Origin of the sequence: Bradyrhizobium sp. CCBAU 53421 (assembly GCF_015291625.1) — a bacterium.
Taxonomy (GTDB): domain Bacteria; phylum Pseudomonadota; class Alphaproteobacteria; order Rhizobiales; family Xanthobacteraceae; genus Bradyrhizobium.
This window is the reverse complement of record NZ_CP030047.1, coordinates 8,732,515-8,750,956: the sequence shown is the minus strand read 5'-3', so window position 1 is coordinate 8,750,956 and position 18,442 is coordinate 8,732,515. Positions and strand designations below refer to the sequence as shown.

16 protein-coding genes are annotated in these 18,442 nt (G+C 65.4%); 5 read left to right on the top strand and 11 right to left on the bottom strand.

Features of this window, described 5'->3' with window-relative positions; translation table 11 throughout:
• Nucleotides 1–45: 45 nt before the first annotated feature.
• From XH92_RS40490 to lepA, 5 genes are all read right to left on the bottom strand, one after another.
• A complete protein-coding gene (locus tag XH92_RS40490) occupies nucleotides 46–867 on the bottom strand; it encodes a phosphotransferase (protein ID WP_194457015.1) in 822 nt (273 codons plus the stop codon).
• A gap of 657 nt (nucleotides 868–1,524) precedes the next feature.
• Nucleotides 1,525–2,697 (bottom strand): acyl-CoA dehydrogenase family protein, encoded by a 1,173-nt coding sequence (locus XH92_RS40485; protein ID WP_194457014.1) that lies wholly within the window; start codon nucleotides 2,695–2,697, stop codon nucleotides 1,525–1,527.
• A 141-nt stretch (nucleotides 2,698–2,838) separates the two neighbouring features.
• The gene (locus XH92_RS40480) at nucleotides 2,839–4,065 is read right to left on the bottom strand and encodes an MFS transporter (protein ID WP_194457013.1); all 1,227 of its coding nucleotides are present in this window, start codon (nucleotides 4,063–4,065) and stop codon (nucleotides 2,839–2,841) included.
• 152 nt (nucleotides 4,066–4,217) lie between these two features.
• A complete protein-coding gene (locus XH92_RS40475) occupies nucleotides 4,218–4,553 on the bottom strand; it encodes a hypothetical protein (protein ID WP_194457012.1) in 336 nt (111 codons plus the stop codon).
• Between the two features lie 179 nt (nucleotides 4,554–4,732).
• The gene (gene lepA, locus XH92_RS40470; protein ID WP_194457011.1) at nucleotides 4,733–6,544 is read right to left on the bottom strand and encodes a translation elongation factor 4; all 1,812 of its coding nucleotides are present in this window, start codon (nucleotides 6,542–6,544) and stop codon (nucleotides 4,733–4,735) included.
• A 162-nt stretch (nucleotides 6,545–6,706) separates the two neighbouring features.
• Here lepA and XH92_RS40465 point away from each other — a divergent pair, with 162 nt between their 5' ends.
• From XH92_RS40465 to XH92_RS40455, 3 genes are all read left to right on the top strand, one after another.
• The gene (locus XH92_RS40465; protein WP_194457010.1) at nucleotides 6,707–8,095 is read left to right on the top strand and encodes a YARHG domain-containing protein; all 1,389 of its coding nucleotides are present in this window, start codon (nucleotides 6,707–6,709) and stop codon (nucleotides 8,093–8,095) included.
• Nucleotides 8,096–8,875 (top strand): M15 family metallopeptidase, encoded by a 780-nt coding sequence (locus XH92_RS40460; RefSeq protein WP_194457009.1) that lies wholly within the window; start codon nucleotides 8,096–8,098, stop codon nucleotides 8,873–8,875.
• Between the two features lie 276 nt (nucleotides 8,876–9,151).
• The gene (locus tag XH92_RS40455) at nucleotides 9,152–10,765 is read left to right on the top strand and encodes a glycosyltransferase family 39 protein (protein ID WP_194457008.1); all 1,614 of its coding nucleotides are present in this window, start codon (nucleotides 9,152–9,154) and stop codon (nucleotides 10,763–10,765) included.
• A 164-nt stretch (nucleotides 10,766–10,929) separates the two neighbouring features.
• On the opposite strand, the gene XH92_RS40450 is transcribed toward XH92_RS40455, so the two are convergent.
• The 5 genes from XH92_RS40450 to XH92_RS40430 form a co-directional block, all read right to left on the bottom strand.
• On the bottom strand, nucleotides 10,930–11,256 hold the full coding sequence (locus XH92_RS40450) for an HPr family phosphocarrier protein (protein WP_194457007.1): 327 nt from the start codon (nucleotides 11,254–11,256) through the stop codon (nucleotides 10,930–10,932).
• A complete protein-coding gene (locus tag XH92_RS40445) occupies nucleotides 11,253–11,654 on the bottom strand; it encodes a PTS sugar transporter subunit IIA (protein WP_021076632.1) in 402 nt (133 codons plus the stop codon). The genes XH92_RS40450 and XH92_RS40445 overlap by 4 nt, the downstream gene beginning before the upstream one ends.
• 214 nt (nucleotides 11,655–11,868) lie before the next feature.
• Nucleotides 11,869–12,309 carry an HPr kinase/phosphorylase gene (locus tag XH92_RS40440; protein WP_194457006.1) on the bottom strand — a complete coding sequence of 147 codons (441 nt, stop codon included), beginning with the start codon at nucleotides 12,307–12,309 and terminating at the stop codon, nucleotides 11,869–11,871.
• Nucleotides 12,306–14,042, bottom strand: coding sequence for a stimulus-sensing domain-containing protein (locus tag XH92_RS40435; RefSeq protein ID WP_371818114.1), 1,737 nt, complete (start codon nucleotides 14,040–14,042; stop codon nucleotides 12,306–12,308). The genes XH92_RS40440 and XH92_RS40435 overlap by 4 nt, the downstream gene beginning before the upstream one ends.
• Before the next feature lie 182 nt (nucleotides 14,043–14,224).
• Nucleotides 14,225–14,926, bottom strand: coding sequence for a response regulator transcription factor (locus XH92_RS40430; protein WP_016843287.1), 702 nt, complete (start codon nucleotides 14,924–14,926; stop codon nucleotides 14,225–14,227).
• Nucleotides 14,927–15,164: 238 nt separating this feature from the next.
• Here XH92_RS40430 and XH92_RS40425 point away from each other — a divergent pair, with 238 nt between their 5' ends.
• The gene (locus tag XH92_RS40425) at nucleotides 15,165–15,905 is read left to right on the top strand and encodes a HugZ family protein (protein ID WP_194457004.1); all 741 of its coding nucleotides are present in this window, start codon (nucleotides 15,165–15,167) and stop codon (nucleotides 15,903–15,905) included.
• Between the two features lie 125 nt (nucleotides 15,906–16,030).
• On the opposite strand, the gene XH92_RS40420 is transcribed toward XH92_RS40425, so the two are convergent.
• Nucleotides 16,031–16,312, bottom strand: a complete 282-nt coding sequence (locus XH92_RS40420) for a hypothetical protein (RefSeq protein ID WP_194457003.1) — start codon at nucleotides 16,310–16,312, stop codon at nucleotides 16,031–16,033.
• 474 nt (nucleotides 16,313–16,786) lie between these two features.
• On the opposite strand from XH92_RS40420, the gene XH92_RS40415 reads away from it, so the two are divergent.
• Nucleotides 16,787–18,403, top strand: coding sequence for a phosphoenolpyruvate carboxykinase (locus XH92_RS40415; protein ID WP_194457002.1), 1,617 nt, complete (start codon nucleotides 16,787–16,789; stop codon nucleotides 18,401–18,403).
• Nucleotides 18,404–18,442: the final 39 nt, after the last annotated feature.

Below are 18,442 nucleotides of genomic sequence, written 5' to 3'. Positions count from 1 at the left end.
ACACCGAGCAGCCGCATCGACGGCCACGCGCGCGCGATGAAGGATTCAGTCCTGCGGGCGCAGGGCCGCTTCGGCGCGCTGCATCATTCGCCGCCATCGCTCGCTTGTCGGCCCGCCTATCAGCAGGAAGTAGCGGACGATCGCGATCGGCAGCCAGGTCTCCATCGCTTGCTTCAGCGCCGCTGTCGGGATGCCGGACAGCCGCGCGTATTCGGCTTGCGCGGCCGCGTAGACCGCAAGCGGCCGCTGCGGATTGTCGGTGACGTCGAGGGCGAGCTCGGTCAGGTTGATGTGAAAGTGCCCGTGATCGAAGGCCGCGGGCGCGCGGATCGAAAAGGTCCAGTCGATCAGCCGCGGACCGTCCGCAGTCATGATCACGTTGTTAGGGTGGATGTCGCCATGGCACAGCAAGTCCCCCGGCTGCTGCAGGCGGTCGATCAGCGCGAGGATACCGGAGGCGATGTGCTCGGGCACGATGTCACCTGAGTCCCTGAAGGCGATGTCCATCCAGCGTCGTAGATGCAAGGCCTCCGGCGGCGGCGACATCCTGTGAACGGACAGGACGAGGGACGCAAGGATCGCGCCGGCCTGGGCGAACGTCACGGCGCCGCTGCGCGTGACCTGCAGCAGTGTCGGTCCGTCGAGGCGGCCGAGCACGATGCCGAAGCGTCCGTCGAGCGTCACCTCGCCGAACACCTCCGGCGCAGGCACGCCGGCGGCGAAGACCGCCCGGGTCATCCGTGCCTCTTGCCGGACGAGCTGCGGCGGAAAACCTTCCTTGAACAGTTTGACGATCTGACCCGGCGCCCAGGCGTGGATGTCCGCCGTGCCGCCCTGGTTGATCTTCTCGCCGAGGGATCCCCGCATCGCCCGTCCTCCCGCCGGTCGCGATCAAACACCGGCGGCGGACAAAAGAGAACGCTCCCGCGATCCTGGCTGCCAGCCATGATCGTGGCTTGTCCCGGGCCGCGGCGTTTGCCAGAATCGCGCAGCGACGCGCGGTTTGAGACAGGTCCGGTTCGGCTCATGGCTGGCGGTCTGGCCATCGAGAACGTCGGCTCTCCGAAGTGAAGCGGAAGCTCCTAGGGTTCGGTCGCTATTCGCGGCTTTGACCCGCAGCAGACTTCATGACGCATCGTACCGGTGGCGGATATCGGTTATCGCAATCGATAAACGTTGATCTGCCCGGGCGGCGGCTTCCTAAGTTTGCCTCTCCTTGGCCTCATTCCAAAGTGCGGCTAGCGATATGTTCAAACTAAATCGCATTGTCGGCTTCATAGTTCTAGCGGCACTCGTTTACGCCGTGCTCCAGGCTTACGGGCTACTTCCGGACGGCGCACCTCGGCTGTTTCATCAACGCAGCGGCTCGCCTGCGGCTTAGGATTGATGCTCCACATCCGAACGTCCGCCCTTGGCCCAAACCCGCATGCCGTGGTTACCGGCGATGTCAGGTCTTAAGGGGCAGAGCCGACACTGCGGATTGATGAGACCACGCCCCCGGTTCAATCTGACTTCATCACGCCTTTATCGCGCGGTCGGCGGCGCGGAGAGATTGCCCGCCAGGATCGCCTTGCCGGCGTCCTCGTACTGGGTGTCGCGGGCCTGGATCTGCTGCGCGATCGCGTGCATGTCGCGAAACCGGCGCTCGAACGGATTTTTCGCGAACACCGCCGTCGCGCCCGACATGTGATAGGCGACGTCGACCACCGCGGCGGATTGGTGGATGGTCCAGGTCGAGGCGATACGGATCGCGATGCGATGCGCCTCGCTGATCGCTTCACCGCGGGCGAGATCGCTCCAGACGTCGTTCGCCGTCGCATACAGATAGGCGCGCGCGGCGCGCAGGCTCGCCTCGGTGCGGCCGATCTGGCCCTGCACGGCGTTGTTGTCGCGCATTGCCTTGAGGCCTTGCGGGGTCTTGCCGCGGGCAAGCTCGGTTGCCGCATCCAGCATGGCGCGGGCGACGCCGAGCGAGGTGGCGGCAAAGCCCATGCTGAACACCATGTTGGTGGAGAGCTTGTAGAGCGGGCCCGGTTCGCGGCACGCGGCGGGATCGTCGCGCAGCGCGGCGAATTTTTCCGGGATGAAGAGATTGTCGACCGAGTAGGAATCGGTGCCGGTGCCTTTCAGGCCGATCACGTCCCAGACGTCGTACATCGTAGCTGACGACATCGGGAACAGGATGGTGCGGATCTCCGGCGAACCGTCCGCCTTCCTGCGCGGCGAGCCGTCGGCCTCGACGACGCGAACATGAGCGCCGAGCCAGCTCGCCTGCCGTGAGCCCGAGGCGAAATCCCAGCGCGCGCTGGCGCGGTAGCCGCCGGGCTCGGCGCGCACTTCGTGGGCGATCGCGCCCCAGGCGAGGATGCCGGGCGCGGTGTTGAAGATCTCGTTTGCGGCGTCGGGCTCGAGATAGGCCGCGGTCATGGCGCAGACGCTGCACTGGCCAAGGCACCACGCAGTCGAGGCGTCGGCCTTGGCGATCTCCTCCTGCATCTGCATGAAGGCGTCCAGCGTCGCCTCGGCGCCGCCGAAACGCTTCGGCAGCAGCGCGCGATACAGCCCGTTGTCGACCAGGGCCGCGGTGACCGAAGGCGTCAGCCGCCGCGTCCGTTCGATCTCGTCGGCTTCGCTGATGATCAAAGGCGCCAGCGCGCGCGCCCGCTCGACAAGGTCTACTCCCTGCGGCTTGTTCATGCGTGTCCTCGGCGCCTTCTGTCGTTCTTGTTGGGCGGCCAAGCGATGGTGGCTCATCCGGCAAGGGAGGGCAAGGCGGGATGATGCGCAGATCAGCCATCCGCGCGCGGCGCCTTCGCGCGATCGACGATGCGTCCGCGCTCAGGCGGCGGCGCGGCCAAGATCGAGCGACGGCTGGCGCTTGGTCGAGAAGCTCAGCGCCACCGCAACCGCGGCAAGGCCGATCGCGAAGGAACCGGCGTGCAGCCATGTGTAGCCATGGAACGTGTCGAACACATAACCGCCGGCCCATGGCCCGAGCGACATGCCCAGACTCGCGAAGGCCGACACCGCGCCGAACACGGTGCCCATGATGCGCGCGCCGAAGAACTCGCGCACCAGCACGGCATAGAGCGGCATCACGCCGCCATAGGCGAGGCCGAACACGACAGACAGCGCGTAGAACTGGCCGAGCTGCGCCACCGCAAGATAGGTCGCGATCGACAGCGCCTGGACCAGGAGGCCGCCGACCAAAACCGGCTTGGCGCCGAGCCGGTCCGCCAGCACGCCGAGCAGCAGGCGTCCGCCGAGCCCGGAAAAGCCGGCGAGGCTGTAGACCGTGACCGCGGTGAGCGGCGCGATGCCGCACACCATGGCGTAGGACACCATGTGGAAGATCGGGCCGGAATGCGCCGCGCAGCAGGCGAAATGCGCCAACGCGAGCGTGATGAATTGCGGCGTGCGCAGCGCCTGCGCCACGGTCCATTCCGCTCGCGGCGCGCTTGCCGCGGTCGGCATCGCGACGTTCGATCCCTGCGGCGCCGGGCGCACCAGGAACGATGCGGGGATCAAGAGCGCCCATGCGGCGATGCCGATCACGAGCATCGCGAAGCGCCAGTCATAGGCCGTGATCAGCCAGCTCGCGGATGGTGCGACCGTCAGCGGCGACACGCCCATGCCGGCCGACACCAGGGCGACGGCGAGGCTGCGATGCTTGTCGATCCAGGCGCTGGCAAGCGCCATCATCGGCGCATAGAAGCTGCCGGCGGCGATCCCGATCAGCACGCCGAAGCAGAGCTGGAATTGCCACAGGCTCTGCGCCTGGCTTGCCGTCACGACGCCAAGCCCGAGCAGCACGCTGCCCGCCAGCACCAGGATGCGGGTGCCGAAGCGGTCGGACAGCGCGCCCCAGGCGAACGCCGCAAAACCCATGCAGAGGAAATCCAGCGTCGCGGCCGCCGAGACGCCGGCACGCGACCAGCCCATCGCATCCGAGATCGGCTGCAGGAACACGGCGAGCGACAGCATGGTGCCGAAGCCGACGCAGGTCATCAGCGCGCCCGCGCCGACGACGACCCAGCCATAGTCGAACCGAGCGTCCTTGCTCATGCGTTTCCCCGGCGCTGTTGTTTGTTGTGGTGCGCGCAGTAGGGATGGTGGCCTATCCGAGGTCCAGGGGCAATATGACGGGCAACATGCCTCTCATTCCGGGATCAACGGATTGTGCGTTGCATGCGCAAGAATGTCGCAGCGACGCGCGGCTAGCCGCACTGCCAAGCGCGTCCGATCGGCGTCCAGACCCAGCACGGGCCGTAGCTGCCGCCATTGTAGCGCCCGCCGCCATGGAAGCCGGGCCGGCCGAAATAGTGCCAATCGCCGCCATAGTAATACTCAGGCGAAAAGTCCGGGTAGCCGCGGGCGGCGCCGCGCGGACCGAGCACCGGAATGGTCTGATTGGGCGGCTGCCGGTAGCCGGGCAGGAAGCCATAGCCATGCCAGCGGGTAGAGCCGTGCCGCTTTTTCGAGGACGCGGCCGAGCTCAGGTCCGGCTGCAGCAATGCGAGGATGACGACAAGGAGGGACAGGATGCGCAACATGGTCGAAGCTTAGTCGGGCCGCCCTGCGATGGCGATTCAAATCATGGTGCGTTTTGTTGCTGGGACAAGGACGGGCAACAAGCGCGCCTGCGACAGCGCGTCAGCTATCCGGCTACTGTGCATGGGGTTGTTTTCGAGATTTTCGGTTAGGGCGGAACAGGCGCGGCGGTGACCGCGCCTCAGCTGTCCACCTTGAGCGCGGCGATGAAGGCTTCCTGCGGGATGTCGACCTTGCCGAACTGCCGCATCTTCTTCTTGCCTTCCTTCTGCTTCTCCAGAAGCTTGCGCTTGCGCGTGATGTCGCCGCCGTAGCACTTCGCGGTGACGTCCTTGCGCAGCGCGCGAACGGTTTCGCGCGCGATCACCTTGCCGCCGATCGCCGCCTGGATCGGGATCTGGAACATGTGCGGCGGGATCAGTTCCTTCATCTTCTCGACCATGGCGCGGCCGCGGCCTTCGGCGCGGGTCCGATGCACCAGCATCGACAGCGCGTCGACCGGCTCGGCGTTGACCAGGATCTGCATCTTGACCAGGTCGGCCGGCTTGTAGTCGGTCAGATGATAATCGAACGAGGCATAGCCCTTGGACACCGACTTCAGGCGATCGTAGAAGTCGAACACCACTTCGTTGAGCGGCAAATCGTATTTCACCATCGCGCGCGAACCCACATAGGTGAGCTCCTTCTGCGCGCCGCGGCGGTCCTGGCACAGCTTCAGCACGCTGCCGAGATATTCGTCCGGCGTGAGGATCGTCGCCTCGATCCACGGCTCTTCGATCTCGGCGATCTTGACCACGTCGGGCATGTCGACCGGGTTGTGGATCTCGAGCTCGGTGCCGTCGGTCAGCTTCATCTTGTAGATGACGCTTGGCGCGGTCGCGATCAGGTTGAGATCGAACTCGCGCGACAGCCGCTCCTGGATGATCTCGAGGTGCAGCAGCCCGAGGAAGCCGCAGCGGAAGCCGAAGCCGAGCGCGGCGGAGGTTTCCATCTCGAAGGAGAAGCTGGCGTCGTTCAGGCGCAGCTTGCCCATCGCCGCGCGCAGCGTCTCGAAATCGTCGGCGTCGACCGGGAACAGGCCGCAGAACACCACCGGGATCGCCGGCTTGAAGCCCGGCAGCATTTCGGTGACCGGCTTCCGGTCGTCGGTGATGGTGTCGCCCACGCGGGTGTCGGCGACTTCCTTGATGGCCGCGGTGATGAAGCCGATCTCGCCGGGGCCGAGCTCGTCGACCTGCTGCATCTTCGGCGTGAAGAAGCCGACGCGCTCGATGTCGTAGGCCGCACCCGTGCCCATCATGCGGATGCGCTGGCCCTTCTTCATCACGCCGTCGACCACGCGGATCAGCACGACCACGCCGAGATAGACGTCGTACCAGCTGTCGACGAGCAGCGCCTTCAAGGTCGCGTCGCGGTCGCCCTTCGGCGGCGGCAGGCGGGTGACGATCGCTTCCAGCACGTCGGGCACGCCGACGCCGGTCTTGGCCGAGATCATCACGGCGTCCGAGGCGTCGATGCCGATCACGTCCTCGATCTGCTGCTTGACCTTCTCGGGCTCGGCCGCGGGCAGGTCGACCTTGTTCAGGACCGGCACGATCTCGTGATTGTTGTCGAGCGCCTGGTAGACGTTGGCGAGCGTCTGCGCCTCGACGCCCTGGCTGGCGTCGACCACCAGCAGGGAACCCTCGCAGGCCGCCAGCGACCGCGAGACCTCGTAGGCGAAGTCGACGTGGCCGGGCGTGTCCATCAGGTTGAAGATGTAATCCTCGCCGTCCTTGGCGCGGTAGTTCAGCCGGACGGTCTGTGCCTTGATGGTGATGCCGCGCTCGCGCTCGATATCCATCGAATCGAGCACCTGCTCCTTGCCCGCCATTTCGCGATCCGACAGGCCGCCCGTCATCTGGATCAGGCGGTCGGCAAGGGTCGATTTTCCATGGTCGATATGGGCGACGATGGAGAAGTTGCGGATGTTCGAAATCGGGGCAGTTGTCATGGGGCGCGGGATAGCATCCGCACCCCCGCGCGGGCAACCATATTGCGGTATTTTGCAGGGGTGTGACGGCGAATCACGGGGGCGTTTCCGGCAGGGTTGCAATGATCGATTTTCGGGCATGTTTCTGCTAGGTCTGGCGGCCCGAAAATCGTGGATTTGACGATGCGCTGGACCCTTCTCGCCGCCGGATTGCTCGCCGTGTTGTTCGCGGCGCCGGCGGCCGCCGACAAGCGTGTCGCGCTGGTGATCGGCAATTCGGCCTACCAGAACGTGCCGCGGCTGCAGAACCCGAAGAACGATGCCGAGCTCGTGGCCGGCACGCTGCAGCGGCTCGGCTTTGCGCTCATCGGCGGGCAGGCCCAGGTCGATCTCGACAAGGCCGGCTTCGATGCCGCGATCCAGCGCTTCGGCAGCCAGCTGATGGGGGCGGATGTCGCGCTGTTCTATTACGCCGGCCACGGCATCCAGGTTCGCGGCACGAACTATCTGGTGCCGGTCTCCGCGAACCCCACGCGCGAGGCCGATGTCGATTTCCAGATGGTCGACGTCGGCCTGGTGCTGCGGCAGATGGAAGGCGCGGGCACCCGGCTCAACATCGTCATCCTCGACGCCTGCCGGAACAATCCGTTCGGCGGGCGCGGCCTGCGCGCCGCCGACGGTGGCCTCGCCCAGATCCGCGCGCCGGAGGGCACGCTGCTGTCGTATGCGACCCAGCCGGGCAACGTCGCGCTCGACGGCGATGACGGTCACAGCCCCTACACGCGCGCCCTCGTCGACGTCGTGCAGAAGCCTGGGCTCGACGTGCTGCAGGCGTTCAATCAGGTCGGCCTCGTCGTCAAGCGCGCCACCGGCAACGCACAGCAGCCCTGGGTCTCGACCTCGCCGATCGACGGCGCGTTCTATTTTGCCGGCAACGCGCCGGCACAGAACTTGACAAACCAGGTCGCGACCGCCGATCCGCCGGCGACGGTGATCCCGCCGCAGCAGACGCTGCCGCCGCAGAACGCGCCGCCATCCGCGTCGCCGGCGGTGCGCACGCAATCGGATTTCATCATTCCGGATTCCGACAGCCGCCTGTTGTCGGAGAACGATCTCAGGGCGCTCAGCAAGGACGACCTGCGGATTGCGCGCAACGAGATCTTCGCGCGTCGCGGACGCTACTTCAACGCACCCGACCTGACCGCGCGGTTCAGCAGGTTCGCGTGGTACGTGCCGCGCTCGTGGGATCCGCCGCTCAGTGCGATCGAGAGCGCCAATGTCGCGTTGATCGATCGCTTCGAATCCGGCGGCGGTGCCGCGCCGAGCGGCTTCATCTTCCCGGATTCCGACCGGCGTCTACTGACGCCCGCCGATCTGCGACGGCTGTCGCGGGACGAGCTGCGGATCGCGCGCAACGAGATCTTCGCCCGCCGAGGACGCTATTTCGACTCCGCCGATCTAAAGGCGTATTTTTCGCGCTTTCCCTGGTATGCGCCGAACAGCTGGAATCCGAAGCTGAACGCGATCGAGGAGGCCAACGTCGCGCTGATCGATCAGGTCGGAAAACGCTGAATGGCCGCGCGCTGGCCCGCCTGCATCGTTGCCTTGCTGACACTGCTGCCGCCGCTTGCGCGCGCTCAAAGCAGCAGCGAGATGCTCGACCGCCTGGTGCGCGCCTATCCCGATGCGCTCGCCGCCCATGACGACACCACGATCACCTGGCGCGACGGCACGGTGATGCCGGTCGATGACGGCGTCTCCGGCAAGCCGTTCGATCAGCTGCTGCGCAATGCCTCGATCCTCGACCAGATGCGGCTGCCTTATCCGTCCGGGCCAGCGGCGCCGCCGGCCCCGAATGTCGATCCCGGCCGCTTCCGCAACGAGGCCTTCTTCAAGAAGATGTATGGCGACTGCAACACGGCCGAGGTCCGGCGGAACCTGGTGACGATCACCTGGCTACCGCGGTCCTGGGGCAAGGCGGTCCAGGTGACGCGGGTCAACGGCGTCGCCGAGCGTCTCAAGCGGGTCTCCGCCGAGATCGACGCGCTCGATCCGGCGCTGCGCGCCGCGGCCTTTCCGATCGCGGGTGTGCTGTCTTGTCGCACTGTTGCCGATACCGGCCGGATGAGCATGCACGGTTATGCGGCGGCGATCGACCTCAACCTCAAGGTCTCGGATTACTGGCTGTGGGCGGGCAAGGGGGAAGGCAAGGCCAAAACCATCCCCTACAAGAACCGGATGCCGCGCGAGATCGTCGACATCTTCGAGCGCCACGGCTTCATCTGGGGCGGCAAGTGGTACCACTACGATACCATGCACTTCGAATACCGGCCGGAGCTTCTCGAAAAGTGAACTGGTCGGCTTGAGCATGATCCGGAAAAGTGTGCCGCGGCTTTCCGAAGAGATCGTGCTCGAGACAAGAAAATAGAGCGGGATGACGATTCGAAGAAAAGCCATCCCGCTCTTGAGCCATTCTCACGCCAAGCTGATTTCACTGGCCACAAAAACGCGCTAAAGGGCGCTGAAGTGCCGGTGAGCATTCACTCATCGCGCTTCCACTTCCATTCGGGCATGACCCTTCCGGAATACCGCTTTCCACGTTTCCGGGTCATGCCTCAGGCACAGGCCATGTCGACCGCCACCACGCTCCCTGCCGCAAGGCGTACCACCCGTAGGCTGACGATCCGGCGGATCGCCGCCTGGATCGCCTCGCGCGCCATCGATCCCAGGACCAGCCTGTGGTTCGTGATCGGCTTCGCGCTGGTTCACGCGCTGCTGTGGACGCTGATCCTGGTCAAGCTCAAGGCCGCGCAGGACGTCCACATGGACGTCGCGGAGGCCTATGCCTGGGGCCAGCGCTTCCTGCTCGGCTATGGCAAGCATCCGCCGCTGTCGGGCTGGATCGCCGGGGTCTGGTTCCGGATCTTCCCGGTCACCAACTGGTCGACCTATGCGCTCGCGATGGCCTCCGTCAGCTTCGCGCTTGTCGTGTGCTGGCTGATCGCGCTGCGCGTCGTCGATCGCCGCCGTGCGTTCTTCATGGTGGTGATGCTCGCGCTCTACCCGATCTTCAATTTCAAGGGCTTCAAATACAACGCCGACCTTGCGCAGCTGGTGCCGCTGCCGCTCCTGGTGCTGGCCTATCTGAACGCGTTCGAGAAACGCAGTTTCAAATCGGGTCTCTGGCTCGGTTTTGCCGGCATGCTGGCGCTGATGACCAAGTACTGGGTGGTGACGATGATCGGCGCCATCGGGCTTGCAGCGCTGATCCATCCGCAGCGCACGCAATTCCTGCGCTCGCCGGCGCCGTGGGTTGCGATCGGCACGATGATCGTGGCGATGATTCCGCATCTGGTCTGGCTGGAGGAGGTGAACTTCGTGCCGTTCACCTACGCCGGCGACGTCTACGCGCTGTCGAGCCGCGAGCTCAACGTCCAGCTCGTGATCGGCTACATCCTGCACAATCTCGGCCTGCTCGCGATCCCGGTCGTGCTGGGCCTCGTGGCGCTGCTGCTGGGGTCGGTGCCGTGGCGGCCGTCGGACGTGCTGGCGCGGATCTGGTCGCGCGGACCCAATCCGGCCGTCAATCTTCCGCAGGCGCTCAACGTCTGGATCATCCAGTCGATCGTCGCGATCGGGCCGCCGCTCGGCGCGCTGGCATTCACCGTCTACATCAAGACCGACTGGGGCATCCCGCTGTTCTTCCTGGTGCCGCTGGCATTGGTTGCGATCCCCTCGCTGCGTTTCCCGCGCATGGCGCTGTTCGCCATCACGGCGATCTGGTTCGCGGCCACGATCGCCACGCTGATCGCCGCGCCCAGCATCGCCACACAGGAGATCGCGTCCAACCGGATCGGCGGCTCGACCTACGCCGCGCGCTCCGAACTCGCGCGCGAGCTGACCCAGACCTGGCAGGACAGATTCCATTCGCGCTGGGCGGTGGTCGTCGCGCGCTCCGACATCGGCGAGCCGATGACGTTCTACAGTCCGGATCATCCGGCCTCGCTGGTGCCGGGCGAAGCGTGGTCGTCGGGGCTGACCTCGCTCGACGAAGCCAGGCGTCTCGGCTTCATCGGCGTCTGCGACACCACCGATCCGGTGTTCCTGCAGCCCTGCGAGGCGTGGATGGCGGAGCATGCCAAGAATGCCGAGCCGCTTGTGATGACCACCATGCGCTTCTTCAACGGCCATCCCGGTCCGTCGACGGCGTGGAAAGTCTATCTGGTGCCGCCGGCGAAGTAGCGCTTCGCGACATCAGTGCTGCTCCCGTCATCCTGAGGTGCGAGCGGAGCGAGCCTCGAAGGATGTACGGCCCCGCTGGTGGCCGTCGACCCTTCGAGACGCGCTTCGCGCTCCTCAGGATGACGGTGCTAGGCTTTCGCTTGGCGTAGCGGGCGAGGCGGCCCTTACGTGCCTTCCTCGTTGAACTTGCTGGCGACGAGTTCGGCGATGGCGTCGAGCGCCTGCTGCGCTTCGTCGCCCTTCGCGGAGACAATGACGGTGGTGCCGGGCCCTGCGGCCAGCATCATCAAGCCCATGATCGAGGTGCCGCCGACGGTTTCGCTGCCGCGCGTCACCCAGACCTCGGCGTTGAAGCGCTCGACCAGCTGGACGAACTTCGCCGATGCCCGCGCATGCAGGCCGCGCTTGTTGACGATCAGGAGTTCACGCGAAATGGCGCCCGCTGGCACGCCCGGGCCGACATGGTTTTCGCCCGGGGCCTCGTCGCTCATTTGCCTGCGAGAACGCGGCTGGCGATGGTGACGTATTTGCGGCCGGCTTCCTGCGCCATCGCGATCGCGTCGGGCAACGAGCGCTCCTCGCGAACCTTGGCGAGCTTGACCAGCATGGGAAGATTGATGCCCGCGAGCACTTCCACCTTCGGGCGGCTCATGCAGGAGATCGCAAGGTTCGACGGCGTGCCGCCGAACATGTCGGTGAGGATCGCAACGCCGTCGCCGCTATCGACGCGGTTCACCGCCTCGATGATGTCGCTGCGACAGAGATCGGAATCGTCCTCGGCTCCGATCGTAATTGCTTCAATTTGTTTCTGCGGACCCATGACGTGTTCGAGCGCCGCTCTGAACTCGTCGGCAAGGCGCCCATGGGTCACCAGCACTAGACCAATCATCGGAAACTCCTCGCGGGCGCCCTTTGGTGCACCGCACGAACGCGCCACTTTGACCATCCAGAGGCCCTGCGCAAGAGGGCATCTTGGCTAGTCTCCCGGTTCCTGGCGGTAGAGAGGGGAGGCTGCGCCGGCAAAATCCGACGCGATAGTGGATGTGATATGGTTACCAATTCCCTTCCCACAATTGGCCGCAAGATTACGGGAACATGAACTTTCAGGTTGTCGTCAGCACTGCGACAACCAGCGGCAGGGGTTGGAAGCCGGCCGGTACGGGAATTCGCGGTATTGAAACACCATTTATGCTGATCTTGAGCGCCTCGGGCGGCGGCAGCCGCTCGGCGTCGTCGGCAGCAAGGTCGACGACCAGGCCGACGACGGCCTCGCCGGCGAACGCACAATGGCGGATTCCGAGGCCTCGTATCTCGATCAGACCGGCCAATTGCCGTGCCGGGCGAACCCACAATTGTTCGCCGGCTGTGTCGAGATGGACACGGTCATCCCCCACCAAAATGGCCGGCGGAAGCGCTCCGGTGCGTCCGGCGAGAATCAGATCGAAGGCGAGGCGCGACTTGCCGGCCCCCGACGGGCCGCGGATCAGCACCGCACGCTCGCCGACCAGAACGGCGGATGCGTGCACGCTTGAATTGTCGCTCATAGCGTCGGCAGCCTGACCACGAAACGGGCGCCGGCGACCGTGGGCTTGCCGTCTGCGTCCGCGGGACCAAAGCGGTTCTCGGCCCAGATGCGTCCGCCATGCGCTTCGATGATCTGCTTGGAGATCGAGAGCCCGAGGCCGGAGTTCTGGCCGAATCCCTGGTGCGGCCGGTCGGTGTAGAAGCGCTCGAAGATCCGCTCCAGCGCGTCCTCGCCGATGCCGGGGCCGTCGTCGTCGACCACGATCTCGACCTCGCCGCGGGTGCGGCGGCAGATGATGCGCACCTTGTCGCCCGGCTTGGAGAATGATTGCGCATTCGACAAGAGGTTCGAGATCACCTGGCCGAGCCGGGAATCATGGCCGGGCACCGAGAGTGTGTCGGTCGGCCCGCGGCCCTCGAAGCGGGCTTCGACGGCGACGTCGTGGCCGAGCCTCGTCTCGTTGGCGACGCCGGTCAGCGTGGTCAGAAGGCGGCGCAGATCGACCGGCGCCATGTCCTGGCGCTGCAATTCGGCGTCGAGCCGGCTGGCGTCGGAGATATCGGAGATCAGGCGGTCGAGCCGCTTGACGTCATGCTCGATCACGGCGAGCAGCCGCGCGCGGCTGTTCTCGTTGCGCGCCAATGGCAGCGTCTCGACCGCCGAGCGCAACGAGGTCAGCGGGTTCTTCAGCTCGTGGGCGACATCGGCGGCGAACATCTCGATCGCCTCTATGCGGCTATAAAGCGCGTTGGTCATGTCGCGCAGTGCGCCGGAGAGATGGCCGATCTCGTCGCGGCGTCCGGTGAAGTCGGGAATCTCGACGCGGGTCTGGATGCGGTGACGGACGCGCTCGGCGCTTTCGGCGAGCCGCCGCACCGGGCCCGCGATCGTGCTCGCCAGCAGCAGCGACAGCATGATCATGACGGCGGAGGCGACCCCGCCGATCTTGAGGATGGCGAGGCGTTCGGACATCACCAGCTGGTCGATGTCGTCGCCTTGCGTCGTCAGCATTAATGCGCCGCGCACGGCGCGGAAATGCTGCACCGGAACCGCAACCGAGACGATGATCGCGCCGCGATCGGTGACGCGCACCGCGCTGCCCTTCATGCCCTCGAGCGATTGCGCGACTTCGGAATAGCCCTTGCCGCCTTCCGGGCCGAGTTCGCGGTAGATCGGCAGGTCGCCGCGGTTGAGCCAGGTCTTGATCGTGGCCTTGGTCTTCTCATACAGCGACGGCTTCTCCGACGGCGGCGGCAGCTCCATGCGCAGCACGTCGCCGCGCGCGAACAGGTTGCGGCTGTCGAGGATCAGCCCGCCGTCGCGGTCGAAGATGCGGGCCCGCGTCTTGGTCGGTGCGATCAGGCGGCGCAGGACCGGCGCGACGCGCTCGGGGTTGATCGGAAAATCCGCCGATTCATCCGGCTGGCCATAACTCTCGCCGGGCTTGAGGTCGAGCAGGCGATCGGGATCGATGGTGACGGTATTGCCTTCGACGGTCGCGGACGCCGCGATCGCCTCCGAGATGATCTCGGCATAGACCAGCAGGCTCTGCGTCCGCGCCTCGATCAGGCCGGCGCGGAATTGCGAGAGATAGAGGATGCTGGCGACGAGCGCGACGAGGCCGGCGAGGTTGAGCGAGACGATGCGGCGCGTCAGGCTCGAGAACGACAGCGCGAAGAAGAACTGACCGGCGCGGCGCAGCCAGCCGAGCGGTCGGCGCCAGCCTTTGTCCCGCGCCAGATCGTCGGCCACGACCTCTTGATCGAGGAGCTGCGACGCGTCCTCGGTGTTCTGGCCTTGCTCGAGCTGCGTTCGATCAAGCACTGGCAAAGCTGCCGGTTGGTATGGATGTCGTCCCGCGAAGCAGACAGTCGCCCAAGCTTACCCCAGCCGTGCGGAGCCTGTCAGTCAACAAGCCGCTCCGGTAGCGCAGATCAGGCTTCCTTGAAGCGATAGCCGACGCCGTACAGCGTCTCGATCATCTCGAAGTCGTCGTCGACCACTTTGAACTTCTTGCGCAGCCGCTTGATGTGGCTGTCGATGGTGCGGTCGTCGACATAGACCTGGTCGTCATACGCCGCGTCCATCAGCGCGTTGCGGCTCTTCACCACGCCGGGGCGGGTGGCGAGCGCCTGCAGGATCAGGAATTCGGTCACGGTGAGCGTCACCGGCTCGTTCTTCCAGGTGCAGGTGTGGCGCTCCGGATCCATCCGCAGCAGGCCGCGGTCGAGCGCGCGGGCGTCCGGCTCCTTCGGCGCGGCGGTCGGATCCTTCGGCTGGCCGCGGCGGAGCACGGCCTTGACGCGTTCGACCAAGAGGCGCTGCGAGAACGGCTTGCGGATAAAATCGTCGGCGCCCATCTTCAGGCCGAACAATTCGTCGATCTCCTCATCCTTCGAGGTGAGGAAGATCACCGGCAGGTCGGACTTCTGGCGCAGCCGGCGCAGGGTTTCCATGCCGTCCATGCGCGGCATCTTGATATCGAGGATCGCCAGATCCGGCGGCGAGGTGCGAAATCCATCCAGCGCCGACGCACCGTCCGTGTAGGTCATGATGCGATAGCCTTCGGCTTCGAGCGCGATCGAGACCGACGTGAGAATGTTGCGGTCGTCGTCGACCAAGGCGATTGTGGGCATGAGCTGCTTTCACAATGAGAGTGGCTTGGACGGCGGGCACTCTGGCGACTCGCCGTAGAATATGGGCTTCGAACGCGGTCAACGAGCAATGCAAGCTGGGCTGAAGTGTGACCGAGTTCCGCAAAAGACGCTCTGCGACCCAAGCGTTGGACCCCATATAGCACCCTGAGATCGTGAGAAAAGGCCCTTTTTTCGACGGGAACCGCCCGATTCGCCCTCAAAATGACCCGATAAGCCCATGCAACCGACCGCCGACTTCGACCCTGCCCACCTTGCCCGCTCGCTGCTCCGCCGCAGCCGCCAGGGCGCGCTCGCGACGCTGATGGCCGGCTCCGGCGATCCCTATTGCTCCCTGGTCAATCTGGCGAGCCACCCCGACGGCGCGCCGATCCTGCTGATTTCCCGGCTGGCGCTGCACACGAAGAACATTCTGGCCGACAGCAGGGTGTCGCTGATGCTGGACGAGCGTGTCGAAGGCGATCCGCTGGAAGGCGCGCGGATCATGCTGGCGGGGCGGGCGGAGGAGGTCGCGGACGCCGAGCGGGAGCTCGCCCAACGGCGCTACCTCGGCGCCCATCCGTCGGCGGAAGCTTTTGTAGAATTTAAGGATTTCTCGTTCTTCGTGATCCGGCCGAGCGGCGCGCATCTGGTGGCCGGGTTCGGCCGGATCGTCGACCTCAGCCCTGCGCAGTTTCTGACCGACCTCGGTGGCGCCGACGCGCTGCTGGAGGCCGAGCCAGGCGCGGTCGCGCATATGAACGAGGATCACCGCGAGGCCATGAACCTCTACGCGACACGGCTGCTCGGCGCGCAAAGTGCCGACTGGCTGTGCACCGGCTGCGACCCCGACGGCATGGACATGCAGGCCGGTCGCGACACGCTGCGGCTCGATTTCCCGGAGCGGGTCACAAGCGGCACCGAGCTGCGCAAGATGCTGGTGCGGCTCGCCGGCGAAGCACGCGCCAAAGGAAAGGGATAGCGGAGCATGGCGAGCGCGACCCGACGGCACCGGACGGCGGTGCTGCGCGCGGCGAGGCATGGTGTCGCACAATGCGGCTTCCGCGCATGGTTGCCGAAGCCGGTGTGGCGTTTCTGACAGCGCGATCATTTCGTGCCGGCGCCGTTATGGTTGCCGACGGGCGCGATGCGCGTGCCAGAATTGCTTGCGCTGCTGCATCGGAAAATCGGCGGGATCGCGAGGTTCAACCGCGCTGACGGAGAGTTGCCGCGCGTTGATTGCGTTACCATCGATCGCAGCGGCCGGTGATCGCGCTGCCGCCGAACGCAGTTCGCGCTGCGGAACATTTGCCGCCGCCGGGCATTGAAGTAACCCAGCTTCGACGGCGTGGTGTTGAGTTCGATCGAATGCAGCTCAACACCGACCAAGTGGTGCTATCCGCGTGCAACACGATCGTGGACGACAGGCCCGGCACTGCAGCGCCGCCTCAACTCGCGGCAGTCGATCTCAACGACACATCCTCAGCGCGAAATGCATACCCGGCATTCTCTGTGCCTCCTGCTGCGCTCAGCGCAGACACAAGCCGATCGCTGGCACTCTTTGTGCATCGCAACGCCTTGCGCGCAGCGCGAAAGGCTATGAAACGTCGCCCGACCGCTGCGAAAACGACGAGAAAGCGAAAACAAAGCGAAAGCGTTTCGCGCTGCGGTATTTGCGCCAGATCATGTGCCTGCCTCGGAATCAACCAAAAGCCATCCGACTGGCTTGGCAAGCCCGGCGATCCCCACTATTAGGTCGCCGGACCGGGGCCGAGAGGCTATATTCCGATGACGGTCACCGCGGCGGAGCGCGACTAGCGATATTCGCGCGAACAAGGATACGCGGGTTCGAGGAGGTTCTTCGTGCAAGAGACGGGCGTGCATAACGGTGCCTTCGGCGCCGACAAATTCGGCTTAAAAAATCTCAAGGGCGTGCATTGGAACTATGGTGCGCCGCAGCTCTACGAGCACGCGTTGCGCAACAACGAAGCCGTGCTCTCGGCCGACGGCGCGCTCTGCGCGGACACCGGTGTGTTCACCGGCCGTAGCCCGAAGGACAAGTTCACCGTCCGCGACGATCTCACCGACAAGAACATGTGGTGGGCCGGCAACCAGTCGATCACCTCGGAGCAGTTCGCGACGCTCCATGCCGACTTCCTCAAGCATGCCGAAGGCATGACGCTGTTCGCGCAGGATCTCTACGGCGGCGCCGATCCGAAGCATCGGATCAAGACCCGCGTCTTCACCGAGCTCGCCTGGCACTCGCTGTTCATCCGTACGCTTCTCATTCGTCCCGAGACGTCAGAGCTCGCGGGCTTCGTGCCGGAGCTGACAATCATCGACCTGCCGAGCTTCCGCGCCGATCCGAAACGTCACGGCTGCAAGTCGGAGAACGTCGTCGCGATCGATTTCGCCCGCAAGATCGTCCTGATCGGCGGCTCGCAATATGCCGGCGAGATGAAGAAGAGCGTGTTCACCACGCTGAACTATTACCTGCCCGAGAAGGGCGTGATGCCGATGCACTGCTCGGCCAATGTCGGCCCCGACGGCGACACCGCGATCTTCTTCGGCCTGTCCGGCACCGGCAAGACCACGCTGTCGGCCGATCCCAAGCGTACGCTGATCGGCGATGACGAGCATGGCTGGAGCGAGGACGGCGTCTTCAATTTCGAAGGCGGCTGCTACGCCAAGTGCATCAAGCTATCCGGCGAAGCCGAGCCGGAAATCTATGCCGCCAGCAAGCGCTTCGGCGCAGTGCTGGAAAACGTCGTGCTCGGTGCGAGTGATCGCGTGCCCGATTTCGACGACGGCTCGAAGACCGAGAACACCCGCTCGGCCTATCCGCTCGATTTCATCCCGAACGCTTCGCGCACCGGCTGCGCGCCGCATCCGAAGAACGTCGTGATGCTCGCCGCCGACGCCTTCGGCGTGATGCCGCCGATCGCCAAGCTGACGCCGGCGCAGGCGATGTATCACTTCCTGTCCGGCTACACCGCGAAGGTCGCCGGCACCGAGCGCGGCTTGGGCAACGAGCCGCAGCCGGAATTCTCCACCTGCTTCGGTTCGCCGTTCCTGCCGCGCGATCCGTCGGTCTACGGCAACATGCTGCGCGAGCTGATCGCCAAGCACAATGTCGATTGCTGGCTGGTCAACACCGGCTGGACCGGCGGCAAGTACGGCACCGGCCGCCGCATGCCGATCAAGGTGACGCGCGCGCTGCTCACCGCGGCGCTGAACGGCTCGCTCCGCAATGCCGATTTCCGCACCGACAAGTATTTCGGCTTCGCGGTGCCGACCTCGCTGCCGGGCGTCGAGCCGCACATCCTCGATCCGATCAAGACCTGGGCCGACAAGGCCGAGTTCGACAAGACCGCGCGTGCGCTGGTCGGCATGTTCCAGAAGAACTTCGCCAAGTTCGAAGCACAGGTCGACGCCGAAGTCCGCGCCGCCGCGCCGGAAGTGAAGCTCGCGGCGGAGTAAGCCGCTCGCGCTGATCTCGCGATTTGAAAAGGCGGCCCT